This window comes from Pollutimonas subterranea (assembly GCF_002849655.1).
Taxonomy (GTDB): domain Bacteria; phylum Pseudomonadota; class Gammaproteobacteria; order Burkholderiales; family Burkholderiaceae_B; genus Pollutimonas; species Pollutimonas subterranea.
Window position 1 is genome coordinate 70,777 of sequence record NZ_PDNW01000014.1, and the last position, 17,913, is coordinate 88,689.

The 17,913-nt window shown below is 58.6% G+C and carries 13 protein-coding genes; 5 read left to right on the forward strand and 8 right to left on the reverse strand.

Translation table 11 applies throughout. The features are described 5' to 3' along the window. Positions 1-10 precede the first annotated feature (10 nt). Positions 11-2,608, reverse strand: coding sequence for a cyanophycin synthetase (cphA, locus tag CR159_RS15580; protein WP_102074890.1), 2,598 nt, complete (start codon positions 2,606-2,608; stop codon positions 11-13). A 66-nt stretch (positions 2,609-2,674) separates the two neighbouring features. Then, a complete protein-coding gene (locus CR159_RS15585) occupies positions 2,675-4,882 on the reverse strand; it encodes a cyanophycin synthetase (RefSeq protein WP_102074891.1) in 2,208 nt (735 codons plus the stop codon). Between the two features lie 231 nt (positions 4,883-5,113). Between CR159_RS15585 and CR159_RS15590 the strand changes: the two genes are divergently transcribed. Next, positions 5,114-7,366 (forward strand): cyanophycin metabolism-associated ABC transporter, encoded by a 2,253-nt coding sequence (locus tag CR159_RS15590; RefSeq protein ID WP_102074892.1) that lies wholly within the window; start codon positions 5,114-5,116, stop codon positions 7,364-7,366. 16 nt (positions 7,367-7,382) lie between these two features. Continuing rightward, positions 7,383-7,850, forward strand: coding sequence for a cyanophycin metabolism-associated DUF1854 family protein (locus tag CR159_RS15595; RefSeq protein ID WP_102074893.1), 468 nt, complete (start codon positions 7,383-7,385; stop codon positions 7,848-7,850). 1 nt (position 7,851) lies between these two features. Here CR159_RS15595 and CR159_RS15600 read toward each other — a convergent pair whose 3' ends face one another. From CR159_RS15600 to CR159_RS15615, 4 genes are all read right to left on the reverse strand, one after another. Continuing rightward, positions 7,852-8,979: a TGL-type protein-glutamine gamma-glutamyltransferase gene (locus CR159_RS15600; protein WP_102074894.1), complete on the reverse strand. Its 1,128-nt coding sequence runs from the start codon at positions 8,977-8,979 to the stop codon at positions 7,852-7,854. A gap of 73 nt (positions 8,980-9,052) precedes the next feature. Further along, the gene (locus CR159_RS15605) at positions 9,053-9,874 is read right to left on the reverse strand and encodes an isocitrate lyase/PEP mutase family protein (protein WP_102074895.1); all 822 of its coding nucleotides are present in this window, start codon (positions 9,872-9,874) and stop codon (positions 9,053-9,055) included. 26 nt (positions 9,875-9,900) lie between these two features. Beyond that, positions 9,901-10,842, reverse strand: a complete 942-nt coding sequence (locus CR159_RS15610) for an N-carbamoyl-D-amino-acid hydrolase (protein ID WP_102074896.1) — start codon at positions 10,840-10,842, stop codon at positions 9,901-9,903. A gap of 190 nt (positions 10,843-11,032) precedes the next feature. After that, positions 11,033-11,998 carry a LysR family transcriptional regulator gene (locus CR159_RS15615; protein WP_102074897.1) on the reverse strand — a complete coding sequence of 322 codons (966 nt, stop codon included), beginning with the start codon at positions 11,996-11,998 and terminating at the stop codon, positions 11,033-11,035. 99 nt (positions 11,999-12,097) lie between these two features. Between CR159_RS15615 and CR159_RS15620 the strand changes: the two genes are divergently transcribed. Continuing rightward, the gene (locus tag CR159_RS15620; RefSeq protein ID WP_102074898.1) at positions 12,098-13,081 is read left to right on the forward strand and encodes a Bug family tripartite tricarboxylate transporter substrate binding protein; all 984 of its coding nucleotides are present in this window, start codon (positions 12,098-12,100) and stop codon (positions 13,079-13,081) included. Positions 13,082-13,092: 11 nt separating this feature from the next. Further along, on the forward strand, positions 13,093-14,541 hold the full coding sequence (locus tag CR159_RS15625; protein WP_102074899.1) for an N-acyl-D-amino-acid deacylase family protein: 1,449 nt from the start codon (positions 13,093-13,095) through the stop codon (positions 14,539-14,541). Here the strand turns inward: CR159_RS15625 and cuyB are convergent. Then, positions 14,538-15,299, reverse strand: a complete 762-nt coding sequence (gene cuyB / locus CR159_RS15630; protein WP_102074900.1) for a cysteate racemase — start codon at positions 15,297-15,299, stop codon at positions 14,538-14,540. The two genes, CR159_RS15625 and cuyB, sit on opposite strands and share 4 nt — an antisense overlap. A 329-nt stretch (positions 15,300-15,628) precedes the next feature. On the opposite strand from cuyB, the gene CR159_RS15635 reads away from it, so the two are divergent. Then, the gene (locus CR159_RS15635) at positions 15,629-16,729 is read left to right on the forward strand and encodes an SMP-30/gluconolactonase/LRE family protein (RefSeq protein WP_102074901.1); all 1,101 of its coding nucleotides are present in this window, start codon (positions 15,629-15,631) and stop codon (positions 16,727-16,729) included. Between the two features lie 45 nt (positions 16,730-16,774). Here the strand turns inward: CR159_RS15635 and CR159_RS15640 are convergent, their stop codons facing one another. Further along, entirely contained in the window at positions 16,775-17,797 is a 1,023-nt protein-coding gene (locus tag CR159_RS15640; RefSeq protein WP_102074902.1) for a 4-hydroxythreonine-4-phosphate dehydrogenase PdxA, read from the reverse strand. Between the last annotated feature and the right edge of the window lie 116 nt (positions 17,798-17,913).

The window sequence follows — 17,913 nt, forward strand, 5'->3', positions numbered from 1 at the left end:
TGAACTCAGGCTATTCGCTGTCGACCCGCACAGGTTGTACACATTCGGCGACACGCTGCGCGATATGTGCGAGCGCCTCCTCGACTTGATCGACAAGAATCAGGCAAAGATCCCCGTCGGCCAGGCGCTCAAGGGCCGTATCGATGGCCAGGAACTCTCCGCGTACTTCCTGTATATCCGTGCAGAGGGAAGCGTTGACGAGCCCTTGGCGCAGAAGCGCAACGACTTCCCCATCGGTACGTCCACGCTGGCACATGTCCTGATACAGGATTACGTCGTGGAACGCATCGCCCAGAATCTCGGTCTGGCGACGGATGTCGACGTCCCGCCTGTCGCCGGCTCCGCTGATGACCACCGAGCGCCGTTTGGCCGGCATGGTGTCGATGGCCTTCACCAGGGCCTGGATGGCATCAGGGTTGTGGCCGTAGTCCGCGATGATCGTGGCGCCGCGATAAGAAAACAGGTTGAAGCGACCGGGTGCCGTGTCGGCGTCGCTGACGAACGACGCGAGTCCGCGCTGCACGCTATCCCAGTCCAGTCTCAATGCCCAGGCGGCGCCCAAGGCCGCCATTACGTTTTCCACTTGAAAGCTGATGGCGCCATTGTGTGTGAGAGGTATCGCACTCAGTTCGAAGCGCCGTTCAAAATCGCCTTCGGCCAGCACAATATCGCCGTCTTCCACACAGACCACCGGACGGCCCTGCGCGCGATGCATGGCAAGCACGGGGTGATTGCGATCGCTGCAAAAGTAGGTGACAGCGCCAGGGCAGTTGTCTGCCATTGCGACCACCATGGGGTCGGCGGCGTTCAATACCGCAACCCCATCGACGGCAACATTCTCGACAATGACCCGTTTGACGATGGCCAGGTCTTCGACGGTGCTGATGAAGCTCAGCCCTAGATGGTCGCCCATGCCGACATTGGTCACCACCGCCACATTGCACCGGTCGAAACCCAATCCTTCCCGCAATATTCCGCCCCTTGCCGTTTCGAAAACAGCGGCGTCCACGTCAGGATGCAGGAGTACGTTGCGCGCGCTTCGCGGGCCGCTGCAGTCGCCGGTATCAATACGTTTTGAGCCTATATAGACGCCATCCGAATTGGTCATGCCCACGCGCTGACCGCCATGTGCGATCAGATGCGCAATCAGGCGCACGGTCGTCGTCTTGCCATTGGTCCCCGCCACGGCGACCAGCGGAATGCGGCCATCTTCGCCGGCGGCGAACATCTCGTCGATGATCGCTTCGCCTACGTCGCGGCCCTTGCCAAACGACGGGCTAAGATGCATGCGCAGGCCTGGCGCGGCGTTCACCTCAACAATACAGCCGCCCTGCGTGTCCAACGGTTCGTAGACGTTATCGCTCACGAAATCGAGCCCGCAGATGTCCAGGCCCACCATCTGGGCCGCCGCGACTGCGCCGGCGGCGAGTTCCGGATGCACGTGATCGGTTACGTCGGTAGCAGTTCCGCCCGTGCTCAGGTTGGCATTATTGCGCAAGGTGACCAGAGTGCCCTGGGCAGGGATGGAGTCAGCTCCATAGCCCTGGGTCGCCATCGTCGCCAAGGCTATATCGTCCAGCCTTATCTTGGTCAATGATGAGCCATGGCCCTCACCACGCAGCGGATCGGCGTTGATCAACTCGACCAACTGCGAAATGGTGTGCTCGCCATCGCCTGTCACTTGCGGTGGATCGCGCCGCGCTGCCGCGACGAGCTTGTCACCCACCACCAGCAGGCGAAAATCGTGGCCTGGAAAGTACTTTTCGACAATAACGTCCCGGCAATTGGCGCGCGCGCCTTCATAGGCGGCCAGCACTTGTTCGCGTCCCTGGACATTGACAGCCACACCCTTGCCCTGATTGCCGTCGCGCGGCTTAAGGACCACGGGCCCGCCCAACTCGCAAGCCGCCGCCCAGGCATCCTCGGCGCTCGTCACCAGGCGTCCGCCCGGCACCGGCACGCCCGCTGCCGCAAGCAGCGTCTTGGTAAGTTCCTTGTCCTGCGCAATTGCCTCGCCGATCGCTCCACTGCGATCTGTCTCGGCGGCCTGGATGCGCCGCTGGCGGCTACCCCAGCCGAACTGCACCAGGCTGCCCCGCGTCAGGCGCCGGTAAGGGATGTTGCGCTTGACGGCGGCCTGCACGATCGCACCGGTGCTTGGACCCAGGCGCTCGTCCTCATTCACTGCACGCAGGCGGGCCAACGCATCGTTTACGTCGAAAGGACTGTCGTGCATGGCAGCCAGGCATAGCTCCTGAGCCAGTTCGAAGGCCAGGAGGCCCACTGCTTCCTCGCTGTATTCGACAACCACCTGATACACGCCGGGTTCTATCGTCAGGGAAGTCCGGCTGTAGGTAAGCAGGCAGCCAGCCTTGGTCTGCAGGCAGAAGGCGGCCGATGCCAGCGCATGGGCAACTGATCCCCGCTGCTCCTGTCCCGGCGGCTTCAAGATATCGAGCTCGGGAAAGCGCACGCGCATCCGGGTTTCGAATACGTCCATATCGTCGATGACGCACTCTGACTCGGTGCAGGCCACAATGGCTTCGATCACCGTCTGCCGGCACCAGAGATTCGGGCCGCGCAGGGCCCGTACACGTGAAACTTCCATCAGCCTGCCTTCCTTATTTCCACTGGTGCCCAGAGGGCCATGCGGATGACTTCAATACTCGACCGGTTAAGCGGACTCCGCCGAAGTCATCGTTGTACGTTCCCATACCAGTTCAGACGCTTCAAGCCCAAACGCTTCGATGCCGGCGCGTATCAGATCCGTTCCTATACCCAGTGCCCAGGCGGCAGCGATACCGGCCAGCAAACCGGATACCTCGCAGTCGCGCGAGTCGTGCTGGGTCAGGGGTACGCTGGCCGTGTCGGTCAATAACAACTCGTTGCCGCCGTCGGCCAGGACTATTTGCGAGGAACGGATAAATACCGCGCGCCTGCTCTGCTGCAAATGCTCCAGCATAATGGGCGATACCGCATCCATGCCGTAGAAGATAACTTCGCCGTCGCACAAAGATGCCATGTCGGCCACTGGCGGGTCATCGGCATTGAGCACCGCCACGCCGCCTGGCAACACCACATCGACCTGGGTGCGCAACACCTTGGCCAGATATTCGGCATCGGGAACGTAAAACTCAGGGTATGTCTCGTCGGGGTCAAGATTGGTTACTACGCCGACCTGACAGCGGTCATAGGCAAGGCCTTCACTCAGAATACTGCGGTAGCCGTTCTCGATGACGGCGGCCTGGACCGCCCGATTCATCAGCACGCGGCGACCGGCGGCCCAGTTGGCCCCATCGGTTTTCTGCACGTGGCGACGGGCAAAGAACAGTCCGTCGCTACACGCAAGCCCGGTGTATTGACCATTGAGCTGCAACAAATGGGCCACCAGGCGGGCCACAGTGGTCTTGCCCCGGCTTCCGGCGATCCCGACGATCGGGATGTGTCCCGTGTCGCCGTCGGGAAACAGGTGATCGATAATCGCCCTGCCCACAGGACGCGGCTCGCCGGCTGCTGGCTTCAGGTGCATCAATAAACCAGGCCCTGCGTTCACTTCGACGATCGCGCCGCCCTGGGCTTCAAGAGGCTGGGAAATGTCGCGGGCAACCAGGTCCACGCCCGCGATGTCCAGTCCAATCACGCGCGCCGCCAATATAACGGTCGCCGCCACGCTGGGGTGCACGGTATCGGTGACATCGATTGCGACATTGCCGTTACGCTGAATCAGCACGCGCACGCCATCCCCGGGAATGGAATCGGGCACCAGGCCCTGGCGCCCCAGCTCGAGCATGGCTGCCGAGTCCAGGCGTATGAAATTGAGCGGCTGATCTTCACTGCGCCCCCGGCGCGGATCGGAATTCAATTGGCTTTCCATCAAGGTGCGCACGGTGTGTATGCCGTCGCCCACGACGATGGCGGCGTCTCCGCGCGCGGCGGCCACCATGCGATCGCCCACCACCAGCAGCCGATGCTCATCTCCCTGGATAAATCGCTCGACCACCACACCACTGCCTTCATTGACGGCGATGGCATAGGCCGTTTCGATTTCCGCACGGGTCATCAGGTTGGTAAACACACCACGCCCATGGTTGCCGTCACACGGCTTGACCACAACCGGCAGTCCGATCGATTCCGCGGCATCCCAGGCTTCGTCCAGGGTGTCCACCAGGCGCCCCTCGGGTACCGGCACGCCGCAAGCGCCGAGCAGGCTTTTGGTCAGGTCCTTGTCGCGGGAAATGCTCTCGGCAATCGCACTGGTGCGGTCCGTCTCTGCCGTCCAGATGCGGCGCTGAAAGGCACCATATCCCAACTGCACCAGGTTGGCTTCACTCAGGCGGATGGTCGGAATATCACGGTCGTCGGCGGCATCCACAATGCAAGCCGTACTGGGTCCCAGCCGCAACGCTTCGGCAAGCTCACGCAACTGGTCGACGGCGGCCTGAACGTCGAACTCACGGTCTTCGATGGCGGCCATCACCAGATCGCGCGCCGCATAAAGCGCCGCCGTGGTGACAGACTCATGCCAGGCGCGCACAATTACCTTGTACACACCTCGGGTCGAGGTCTCGCGGGCACGGCCCAGTCCGCCGGGCATTCCGGCCAGGCTTTGCAATTCCAGCGTGACATGTTCCAGGATATGAGCCGGCCACGTTCCCTGCTTCAAGCGCTGCAGGAAACCGCCGCGCTCACCGACGCTGCACCGGTGCTCAATCAACGATGGCAACCAGGCACTGAGGCGCTCGTAAAAGCCGGGGATCGTATTCGACGGATAATCTTCAAGCTCGCCTATGTCAACCAAGGCTTCGATAATCGGACGATAGGCCCAGATATTCGGCCCCTGCAAAGACATCATACTGATGAATTCTATGTATTTCTTTTGCATCGAAAGTAAAAAATGATGTAGCGAGGGTACATTACCGTTCGTGTAGCGTATTTAACGGCAAATCATGCGGCGGGTGTTTGCAATTCGTATCCGAAGAGCAGAAAATCATCAGGCGAGACGCAAAAAAACGACACTGTTAATTCATTGCTTCACCACTGGGCCACTGCGCCGTGACAATAGCGCCCACTTCTTACTCAGTATGCCTATCAGCCTGCGAATCGCGCAAAATCAATGAAGACACCAATAAACGATTTCGGCCATGCCCTCGATGACCTGCCTGCGCCCTGGCGTTCGTCCCTAAGCGAACGGCTTACTGACAGCGAGGTGGTGGTTTCATGGCTGAAAGTGGATCTCGATTCCCACCTGAATTTCGCGTCGACTGTACTCGCGGTGACCAGCTTGCAATTATTAGTCCTGGCGCCCGACCAGACTGAGTGGCAGGCCTGGGCTTATCGGCCGGACTTGGCCCTTCGTCATCACGATCATGCTGGCATCGGCACACTGGAATTGCACGACAGCGCGGCTCGCTTGGCGGTCTGGCGCTATACCCTGGGTCACCATGCCGCTGCCCTGCAATGGATCGGCAGCTTCGAGCGTCAGCGCAATCTGGCCCTGGGCATCGCCGCCCCGGTCATCCGTGAGGCCGAGGTACGGCCCGCCAGCGCCACGCGCGTCGACGCGCCGCCATCCACCTGGGCGCTACTGCGCCTGTGGCGCTTTGCCAAGCCTTATCGGCTGTTATTGCTGACCGGCTTTCTCCTGACGCTGGCGTCCACCGCGGCCGCATTGGTGGCTCCCTACCTCACCATGCCGCTGATGGACAAGGTACTGATTCCCTTTCAAAATGGGGTGCCCATAGATTGGAGCCTGGTGCAGCTTTACCTTGGGGCCTTGCTGGCCTCCTCGTTGCTGGCATGGGTGCTGGGCTGGGCGCGCACCTTCATCCTTGCGTGGGTGAGCGAGCGCATTGGCGCCGACTTGCGCACGACGACCTACGAGCACCTGCAGAAACTGTCTTTGCAGTACTACGGCGGCAAGCGCACGGGCGACCTGATTGCGCGAATCGGCTCGGAGTCCGACCGCATCTGCGTCTTTCTTTCGCTGCACCTGCTCGATTTTGCCACCGACGTGCTGATGATCGTCATGACCGCCGCCATTCTGTTTTCCATCAATCCATGGCTCGCGGTCGTTACCTTGCTTCCCCTGCCCTTCATAGCCTGGCTCATTCACCTGGTGCGCGATCGCTTGCGCCGCGGCTTCGAAAAAGTGGATCGTATCTGGTCGGAAATCACCAATGTGCTGGCCGACACGATTCCCGGCATCCGCGTGGTCAAGGCATTTGCCCAGGAACGCCGTGAGGTATCGCGTTTCAGGGAGGCGAACAACCGCAATCTTGTCGTCAACGACCGGGTCAACCGGATCTGGTCATTGTTCTCGCCCACTGTCACCCTGCTGACCGAAATCGGGTTGTTGGTCGTGTGGGCATTCGGTATCTGGCTGGTGTCGCACAACGACATTACCGTAGGGGTGCTGACCGCCTTTCTGACTTATATCAGCCGCTTCTATTTGCGGCTCGATTCCATGAGTCGCATCGTCTCATTCACACAAAAAGCCGCCGCTGGCGCAAAACGTATTTTCGATATCCTGGACCACGTATCAAGCGTGCCCGAAGCGACCAACCCCGTTCATATCGAGCACGTAAAAGGCCGTATTGAATTGCGCAACATCGGTTTTCGTTATGGCAACCGCAGCGTCATGCGAGGCATCGACCTGGATATCGCACCCGGCGAAATGATAGGGCTGGTCGGCCATAGCGGTTCAGGAAAGAGCACCCTGGTGAACCTGATCTGTCGCTTCTACGACGTATCCCACGGAGCGATTCGCCTGGATGGCGTGGATATTCGCGCACTGCCCATTTCCGAGTACCGCCGCAACATCGGGCTGGTGCTGCAGGAGCCCTTCCTGTTCTTCGGCACGATTGCCGAAAATATCGCCTATGGCAAGCCGGATGCCAGCCGGCAGGAAATCATTGCGGCCGCACGCGCGGCCAATGCGCACGAATTCATCCTGCGCTTGCCCCACGGCTACGATTCCCTGGTGGGCGAACGCGGGCAAGCCCTCTCGGGCGGCGAACGCCAGCGCATCTCGATTGCACGAGCCTTACTCATCGACCCGCCCATACTGATACTCGACGAGGCTACCTCATCGGTGGACACCGCCACCGAGAAGGAAATCCAAAAGGCGCTGGATAACCTTGTGCGCGGCCGCACCACTATTTCCATTGCGCACCGCCTGAGCACCCTGCGCCAGGCTGACCGCCTGGTGGTGCTGGACCGGGGAGAAATCGTGGAAGTGGGCAAGCATGATGACCTTATGGCCCGCAATGGGCACTATTTCAAGCTGCACCAGGCTCAGGCGGCACAGGCCGAAGCCGGCTCGGACAGCGAAGCCTGGGACGACGACGCAGAGCAAGTCAAATCATGATGCAAGCGACACGACCATGACAACCACACACTTTGAGCTTAGCCGCGATCCGCACGGGCGCCTTGTCCTGAAGATCGATGGACGGCTTTATGACACCATCGCGCCCGTGCGCAGTTTTCCCATTTCGGCAGCGGACGAGGGCATTGCCCTGGTCGGACCCGACGGCGCGGAACTGGTATGGATCGATAACATGGCCGATTTGCCCGATGGCACGCGGGCCTTATTGGAAGATGAGCTGGCGAGCCGTGAGTTCATGCCCGAGATAAAGCGGATACGGCACGTCTCCAGCTTTGCCACGCCCAGTCACTGGCAAGTTGAGACAAACCGTGGCGCCGCCACGCTGCTGCTCAAGGCCGAAGAGGACATTCGCCGGCTTTCCGCAAACACACTGCTCATCGCGGATGCGCACAGCGTGCAGTACCTGATACGCGACGTGACCAGCTTGGATAGAGTCAGCCGCCGCCTGCTCGACCACTTCCTGTAAGTCAGCGATCGAACGCCAGTCCGCCGGTGCCGGGGCGTACCCGGCGCGCGCACTCGCGCGTCGTGTCTATACAGCCGCCATCCCGATAGACATCACGGGGATCGCGCAGTCGTAGCATCAGGTCCACGATACGATCCACTTCGCCCGGATCTTGCATGGATTGGGCCACCCGTGCATCAACAACATCATCGTCCACCAGCAACTTGCCATCGGCATTGCGATATGTCGCATTCCGCCAATGGAATAGCTCCACACACTTGGAGCGCAGCGTGAAAGGCTGGTCGCGTTTCCAGAAGTTGGTAAAAAGACCATCGCCCAGATAGAACACCCACGAGCCCTCATAGCCCTCGACATTGGACGATTGCTCGTCGGGATTTCGAAACCACAGCCGGTCGCCCGGTATGTAGTAGCAAGGGGGCAAGGGCTGCGCCATGGATCCGTATTCGTACAGGAATACATCGTGAAACTGCCCCGACATAATGGCCCGCGTTTCCCATTGCTGCTGCAGCTTGGCCAGGACGGCGGGATTGCACTCGGCAAGTTCCTGCGCAATGCTCAGCAAAATGACGTACTCGGTTGCCCGATAGCAGGAAAAAGAATAAAGCTTGCCCGAGCGTTCGGGTTGGGTGGTTTTCTGCAGCGCTTCGATCAGCGGCTTGCCCGGCTTTACCGTAAAGCCGCTGGACAGGTCGTAGTTCCAATAATCCTCCGGGCGCTCGGCATGCTCCGTATCGAAGGCAAGGGCGGTACTGCGCGCGTTCTGAACGATATTCCGGCGAATATTGACCGCCGATGCAAACTCTTCAAAACTGGGGAATTCGAACCGGACGGGGCTCGCCAGCAAGGCCAGCACGATCTCCCGTTCCAGATCGTCGGGCTTGTCCGTGGTGGACAAATTCAGCTGCTGGCACAACAGCGTCGTGTCGAACTGCGGCGTATAGCGCTGCGCGAAGTCATCGGTAAGCGTCACGCCAACACCCTCGCCGTCATCGCGATGGCATACGAAGCCCTTCAGGTCCAGCTTGTCCAAATAGTCCAGCAAATGTTGCGGCCCACTGCCGCCTCCATTGCCTGCGGACAAGTGGATTCCGCAAATGGGTATCGCGACGGGGCAACTTACCATGCTCATTGGGGAGCTCTTCTAGTAGGACACAGGGACCGGCTGGCCGGGAAAGCGCAATATTACCCCCAAAAATACCTGGTCAGCGATCGAATATTTCGCTTATCGCCGTGTAGGGAATGGCCTCATCGGCAAAGCTGAACGTTCCGTGCTCGCGCATCTCTTGAGCTGCGCGCATGAATGCGCCCAGCGCCGCTCGGCTAAGTGCGCTGCCCACGCTCACCCGCTTCACCCCCATGTCCTGGAGTTCGGCCAGCCCCAGGCTTACGCCGTGCAAACCCATTACGACGTTAAGCGGGCGATCAATGGCGCCCAGCACGGTCACGATCTCGGCCTTGCTGGTCAGGCCAGGCGCATACAGGACGTCGGCGCCGGCCTCCTGGTAGGCTTGCAAGCGCTTTATGGTATCGGCAAGATCGGGGCGACCATTGAGATAATTTTCGGCGCGCGCCGTAAGCGTAAACGGGAACGGCAGCGCACGCGCGGCCTCGACCGCAGCGCCAATCCGCGCCACGGCCAGGCCGAGGTCGTAGATGGGCGTATCGGGTTGACCGCTTGCATCTTCAATGGAGCCGCCGACTACACCGCCTTCGGCCGCCAGGCGTATGGTTTCGGCCACCGTGCCGGGATCATCGCCGAAACCATTTTCCAGGTCTGCGCTGACAGGCAGTTCGGTGGCTGACGCAATCTCGGCCACGTGGGCCAACATGCGCTCGCGGCCCACGCGGAAGTCCGGCAGTCCCATCGTAAAGGCATATCCCGCGCTGGTCGTAGCGAGTGCTGGAAAGCCCAAGTGCGCCAGCAACCTTGCCGTGCCGATATCGAAAGGATTGGGAATAATGAAGGCTGTTTCTTGTTGGTGCAGCGCTCTAAAGGCACGCGCCTTTTCATCCTGTGTCGCCATGATTCCTCCTTCCGGTTTATTGGGCGTCAGCGCTTGAGCGGTTCGCCAGGCCCGACCCTGTCTACGATAAGCTGGTAATGCTCGGGACGACGATGGCGAGCAAAATCAAACACATTTTTCCTGAAGGCTTCCGCCAGCGCCAGATCGGCATTAAATGAGATTACCTCATCGTCTTCAGTGCTGGCCTGGGCGACAATTTCGCCCGTCGGCGCCACGATAACGGAACCGCCGATCATATGATGCCCGTCTTCGTAGCCGCACTTTGCCGCCGCCGCTGCCCAGACACAATTTTGATAGGCACTGGCCTGCAAGGCAATAAGGTGATGATGCATTCTAAGATGGACAGGCTCCGGCCAGTGGATGTTCTGCGATGGGGTGTTGTAGCCCAACACGACCACTTCAGCGCTCTGCAAAGCCATGACGCGCCAGGTCTCGGGCCAGCGGCGATCATTGCATAGACACATACCCATTTTCACGTCCTGGACATTCCACACGCCGAATGTCTCGTTGCCGACATCGAAGTATTTTTTCTCTAGGTGCTGGAAGGGAGCGTCCGGTTTGTGATCATCATGGCCGGGCAGATGGATCTTGCGATACTTGCCTATTATCGAAGCCGACTTATCGACCAATATCGAGGTATTGAAGCGCTGACCATCGGGAGTTAGTTCGGCGTAACCCAGGTAGAACCCCACTCCGAGCTTTCTGGCTTCATCGAATAGCGGCTGAACGGCGCTATTGGGCATGGCCGCTTCAAAATAGCGCTCTTCGGCCTCTTGCATCGACATCCAGTACCGGGGAAAAAATGTGGTCAGGGCCAGTTCGGGAAAGACGACGAAATCAGCGCTTCGGCCATGCGCTTCACGCAACATCTCAATCAGTCGTTTGACGACGCTGCCGCGGTCGTCGGCCAGATTCACCGGCCCCATCTGAGCAACGGCCAAGCCGAGTTTTCGGTGAGGTGCACTCATGGCATTTCCCTTATGTAGACAAAACAGCAAGCATGCCTACAACCGCACTAACCGTAAACCCTGCGCCCTCACGACCCGCAACCAGGACCCGAAGCCGTCAAAATTGAATAAATCCTTGCTTTACTTGAACTTGGCAGCTTTTCGTCGGCGGAGAAGTGCAAGGTCAATAGCCCTCGGTTATGGTGGAAGATCAAAGTTTGATGGCTTCTTCTTCAATGACTTTTTTTACCGCATCCAGCAATCGTCGGCCCATTAATGGAAGCGGGTCAACATTGGAATAGGTCGCCCATATGGTCAGGTCGTCTACCGCAACAGGTTTGACTTCCAGATATGGCAAGGTTTCGGCGGGAAGACTCCACATATCCACCAAGGCCATGCCAAGTCCATGTGTCACACACGAGACTGCGCTCGATGGTGAGTGAACTTCAATAGTCGTTCTGGGATGCCGGCCTTCGCCGAAGAAACTGCTTACCATCCGTCCCGCAGGGGCATCAGCCGGATAGCTGATCCACGGAAAGCCTACCACAGCGTCGGGGTATACGATGTCCAGATCGCCAAGAGGATGACCTTTCGGTGCAATACAGACAACCGGCGCCGTGCCTAATGCAACAGAGGTCAACGATGGGCTATCGGACGGTTGTAGCGAAATGCCCAGGTGAGCTCGTCCGGCCAGGAAGTGCCCAACCATTTGATCGAACGTGGCGGTGCGGAAATCCACTTTGGCTCGTGGGCTTTTGGCATAAAGATGCTGCAGGGCACATGGGATCATGCGCTGCCCGAATGTTGCGCTACCGAGGAGCTTGAGTGTGCCAAAACCGGTTTCGCCCAGACTCACTGCCAAGTCATTGACGGACTGTATGCGCTCATAGATATGCTCGACTTCCATGAACAAGCGCGTCGCTTCGGGAGTCGCGATGAGCCGTGCCTTCATACGGTCGAAGAGCTGATAGCCGAGACGGCTTTCCGTGAGTGCCAGAACCCGGCTGATGGCCGGTTGAGATACGTACAGCATGCGCCCGGCAGCGCTGATGGAGCCAGTCACCATGATCGCCCGGAAGACTTCGATCTGCCGCAGGCTCAAGGGTACTCGCACAGTCTTCCGATCATGTTCCGGCGCGCTTGTTGCGGGGTGGTCGGTCGGCGGCGAGTTGGGCATCAATATATCAAGGTTATGGGTTAGGCACATATTTCTATGAATGCGTTGGGCAAATACAGTGATAGCTTGTAGCTTTCATCGCTCACCAAGGGAAGAAACATGCGCACTTGTTCGATTTTCAAGAGTATTACCGTCGCCATCATAGGGTTTGGCGTAGTCTCCGCGACGCACGCTGAAGGTACGTATCCACAGAATGCGATCAAGTTTATCGTACCGTCGGCGGCAGGAGGGTCTCCCGACGTGCTATCGCGGGTTATCGCCAATGCAATGGCAAAAGATCTCGGGCAATCGATAGTAGTAGAAAACAAGCCGGGCGCCGCCGGCAATATCGGGATCATGCAAATCAAGAATGCACCCAATGACGGCTACACGGTCGGTTACGGCAACATCAACACGCTTTCAGTGAATCAAGCCCTGTTCAAGAACTTGCCTTACGATGTCAACAACGATCTGGCGCCGATTGGCCAGATGTTCAGCCTGTATAACGTTCTCATTGTGCCCGATCAGTCGCCAGCGCAATCGATTGACGATCTCGTGAAAAGTGCCCAGGAAAATCCGGGCAAGCTGTCGTACGGTGCCTCGGGAGTGGGCACAACAGGGCATATGGGAGGCGAACTTTTTAAAAGCCTAGCAAAAATTGACACCCTTTTCGTGCCTTACAACAGCGGCCCCGCCGCTCTGCAAGACCTGATCGGCGGCCGCCTGGACTACATGTTCTCCAATTCATCCGAAGCCATTCCATTGATCAAGTCCGGCAAGGTACGGCCGCTGGGCGTCAGCAGCGTAAAACGTCTGGACTTGCTACCTAAGACGCCCACGGTATCGGAAGCAGGCATTACCGGCTACGAAACCGTCGCATGGGGCGGGATAGTTGCCCCCGCAGGTACACCCCCCGAAGTCATCAACAGGTTGAACAAGTCTTTGCAAGCGGCCTTGAACGATGAGGACGTCAAAAAATCGCTGGCGACGTTCGGCGCTGACGCCTCGTACAGCACTCCCACGGATTTCAAAGCCTTGATAGACAGCGAAGCAAAAAAGTGGGCGTCCATCATCGAAGATGCCGGCATCAAGAAACTAGATTGATAAGGCGGTCTATGCCAACAGATTTCATTATTTCAGGCGCTACACTGGTCGATGGATCGGGAGCTGCTCGGTTCCGAGCAGACGTCTCCGTGTCGGATGGGCTTATTGCAGAAATCGGCCAATTCGACAAGGGCGAAGGAGTACTGGTAAGGGCAGCAGAAGGCCTGGTCCTGACGCCCGGCTTTATCGACTCCCACACCCATGATGATGGCTATTTGCTGGCCCATCCCGACATGAAACCGAAAGTCTCACAAGGGGTGACCACGGTAGTCACAGGCAACTGCGGCATCAGCCTTGCGCCGTTGCCTTACGGCGACGTCATTCCGCAGCCCCTGGATCTCTTGGGACCACCAGAACTTTTCCGGTTCAAGACGTTTGCAGCCTGGATATCGCAACTACGGCAGACGCCAGCCGCAGTGAACGTTATTCCTCTGGTCGGCCATACGACCTTGCGCGTCGCCAGCATGGCGGACACGGGCCGTGCAGCGACGCAACCGGAAATTGAAGCCATGCAGCATCTCTTGGCCGAAGCACTGGACGCGGGCGCCTTCGGGATGTCCACCGGCACTTTCTATCCTCCCGCATCCAACGCACCCACCAGCGAAATCATCCAGGTAGGCGCGCCCATGAAAGAACGTGGAGGTCTGTACGCGACGCACTTGCGCGACGAAGCCGACCATATCGTTCCAGCGATGGAAGAAGCACTCGAAATCGGCCGTGCCTTGGAAAGCCTGGTGGTTTTCTCGCACCACAAGCTTGCGGGCAGCAAGAATCATGGACGCTCAGCAGAGACACTGAAGCTGATCGAGGATGCGGGCAGGCACCAAGCCGTATGCATCGACTGCCACCCCTACCCCGCAACGTCGACAATGCTTCGTCTGGACCGCATCATGATTTCCAAGCGGACTATGGTGACGTGGTCCAAAGGTTATCCAGAAGCGGCGGGCCGCGACTTTGCCGATGTCATGCAGGAGCTGGGGCTGGATGAACAAGGTACGATGGACCGGCTGATGCCTGCAGGGGCAATCTATTTCCTTATGCATGAAGACGACGTGGCCAGAATCATGACGCATCCCATGACCATGGTTGGTTCCGATGGCCTGCCGTTCGATTCGCACCCACATCCCAGACAATGGGGCACGTTCACCCGCGTCCTGCGCGCCATGGTAAGGGAACAGAACCTCATGACACTCGAACAGGCCATACATAAGATGACGGGCTTGGCCGCAAGCAATTATGGCCTTGAAAAACGCGGGCTGCTTCGTCCCGGCTATTTTGCCGATCTGGTACTGATGGATGAAGCGCTCGTCACTGACCGTGCCACGTTCGATGCGCCGATACAAACCAGCCAAGGCATAAACCGCGTATGGGTGAACGGAGAACAGGTCTGGACCGGCTCGGATGTGTGCGGCAACCGTCCAGGGCGGGTCCTGAGTCGTGTATCGTTTAATCGACTTTAGACCTCCAACGCTACGGCTTCCGATGCATTGAATCGCTCCAATACGGAAAGAGCCAATGCATCGACAGAATCCGTCAGTACAAGCCCAAACTCTTCACGCCGGTGGTGCGGCACTGCCAGAGGCAGTTCCGTACATCCCAGTACCACCGCTTGGGCACCCCGCCGTTCCAGTGCGGTAATCCCTTGTGACGCCGGGGAAAACGCCGCATCGATCCGATTGGCCTTCACTGCAAAGATGGCGGGTACGCAACAAGCCAGTATTTCGGCTTGTGAGGGAACCAGCGGCTCGTAGCCCGCTGCAATCAGATATCGTTGATACAGGCCCAACTCCAGTGTGGCGGCCGTACCCATGATGCCGATTTTGCCACCCTGAATGCCCTGACGTCGCAAATCCTCGACGACCGACTCCACGATATGCATCACGGGCACGCCGACCGCCGAGTCAAGCGCATCGAACCATAAATGAGCGGTATTGCAAGGAATGGCAATGCAATCAACGCCAGCCCTCTCTAGAAATCGCATCCCCTCCAGCATGGCGGGCAAAGGGTCTGTACCGCCACTCAGTCTTGACGCTGAGCGATCCGGTATCCGGGGATCGTTGCGCAGCAAAACCGGGATATGTTCCTGATCATTGCGTGCAGGAGTTAACTGCGCAAGGCGATAGGCAAATGAGGCACCGGCCAATGGCCCCATACCACCAAGAACGCCCAGCGTTCTTCCCCAGCCCGTCGCGGCGGAATTCTTTAGAATTACTTGCATGTCAATGTCCGTTCGTGTGCAGGCGCAATCATGGGTGCCATACGGCATGCCTGCAGGGTGCCAGCATGCGCGTATGTCGTCCTGTCCGCAACTCGAACATGGAGGCCGCATAAATGCATGGAGACCTCATCCGGAGAGTGGCAAGCCGATGACTTTAAAAAGAAACAAAGCCTTCTGGCCGCCTTTCTTTTTTATGGCGCATAACCCAGAATTATGAGGCGTCCTCGAATATTGATAGGCCGCGACAAAACATTCACTACAACGTCAACATTGCGCGGACTCGCCGCCACCGCAATCAATCACACAAAACAAGCCACCGGAGACAAGCCATGCAACAGCAAAACGTTCAACCGCGCCGGAAATTCCTTAAAGCCACCGTCGGCGGCACCCTGGCATTGGCCAGCGCCGCGTCGGGAGCGCAATCGTTTCTTTTCACGCCAAATCAACGCTATCCCGATCCATCCATCTTGATCCTCGATCCCAGCTTTGCGAAGTATCGCATCTACAGCAGCACGGTCGAGCAGGTTGCAACAGGAATGCGTTGGGCAGAGGGGCCGGTCTACTTCCCCAATGAAGGCTATGTGCTGGTCAGCGACATTCCAAACAATCGGATCATGAAGTACGACGAGTCCAATGAGACGTTCAGCGTATTCCGTGACAACGCCAACTATGCTAATGGCAATGCGCGCGACCGGCAGGGTCGCTTGATAAGCTGCGAGCATTCCGTCACCCGCCGGGTCGTACGCACCGAGCATGATGGCCGGGTAACCGTGCTGGCAGATCACTACGAGGGGAAGCGATTGAATGCACCGAACGATGTCGTGGTCACCTCCGATGACACCATCTGGTTTACCGATCCGCTATTTGGCATCAATGGCGAATGGGAAGGCTCGAAAGCCACGCCCGAACAGGCCACCACGAATGTGTACCGCCTGGGTACCGACGGAACGCTCACGGCCATCATCACCGACATCGTCAATCCCAACGGACTCGCCTTTTCTCCTGATGAGAAAAAGCTGTACGTCGTCGAATGGAAAGGCACGCCGAATCGCAGCATCTGGAGCTATGACGTGGCGTCCGATGGCACGGTGTCAAACAAGGTGAAGCTTATCGATGCGTCAGACCACGGCGCACTCGACGGATTCAAGGTCGACCAGGACGGCAACCTTTGGTGCGGCTGGGGCAGCAACGGCGCGCTCAACTCTGATCCTGTCGATGTCGATGGCAGGAACGTCTACACGCTGAAAGGCAACTCGGAAAATCTCGATGGCGTCATGGTGTTCAACTCCACGGGCAAGGCCATCGGTTTCATCAGGCTGCCGGAACGCTGCGCCAACCTGACATTCGGCGGCCCGAAAAATAACAGGCTATACATGGCGAGCAGCCATTCCCTTTATGCCTTGTTCGTGGAATCACACGGCGCAGCCTGACTCATCGACCTGCGCTTGCGCCTGCCAATGGATGAAGCGTCGCTGTCAGATTGCCGCCTCGTGCACCTGATGATGCGACGCCATACGGACGCAAAGGTCGAACGCTTGCTGCAGCCCTTCAACGTTCGCTATTCCCTGCCCGGCAATGTCGAATGCGCTGCCGCTGGCCGATGTCACCACGGGCACAGGCAGGCCGCCATGCAAGGTAACGCCATGATCGAAGCCAATAAGCTTCATGGCGATCTGCCCCTGGTCGTGGAACATTGAAACGACGGCATCAAAGTCGCCCCGGCGGGCTGCAATGAACACAATGTCGGGCGAGAATGGGCCGCGGGCGTCCAAACCCAGCGCTTGTGCCTGCTTGATGGCGGGAGCAATCACTTCGATCTCTTCCATCCCGATCGAGCCGCCATCACCGGCATGCGGATTCAGGCCTGATACCGCAATGCGCGGTTTTTCGATTCCTGACTGGCGCAGGGCCGAATCGACGATTTTCACCGCCTCGCAAATACCTTCCTGCGTAATGAGATCGGCCACCTCGCGTATCGGTACATGGGACGTCACGCGCGAGGTCCATAGGCCACCGGTTATGTTGAACTCGGAAACGAAGCCAGGCACTTGCAAGCTGCGTTGCATGTGACGAAGTTCGTCTTCTTCGGTCAACCCGCCTAATCGCAAGGAGTGCTTGTTCAGCGGCGCAAATACGATTCCGTCGACCACGCCGCGCTTGACCGCTTCCAATGCCATCTCCAGAGCCAGAAAAGAGGCGCGTCCCGCTTCGACGGTAGACTGGCCTGGCGCTGGCGACTTGCCCTGCAGCCAATCATGGCGCAGCAGTGTGACCCGACCGGTCTCGTATCGGACTTCCTCGAGGTCGTTAACGATCAGGGAGTCCAGTTCAATACCGGCAATGCGCTGTGCATCCGCGAGCATCACCGGATCGGTGATCAACAGCAGGTCCGCCGCGGCCCTGTTTTGCGGGCGCGCCAGCAGCTTTACAGCCATTTCAGGACCGACACCGGCTGGGTCGCCCAGCAGAACGGCGAGACGAGGACGTTTGATGCTCATACGTTTTCCTTTAATTTGCAATAAAGCGCGAGGCCTCTCCCGGCCTGGCCGTCGATCGACCCAAGCCGGCACTCAAGCAGCTTAAAGGAAGCACCTATTCCAATCCAATAGAATAA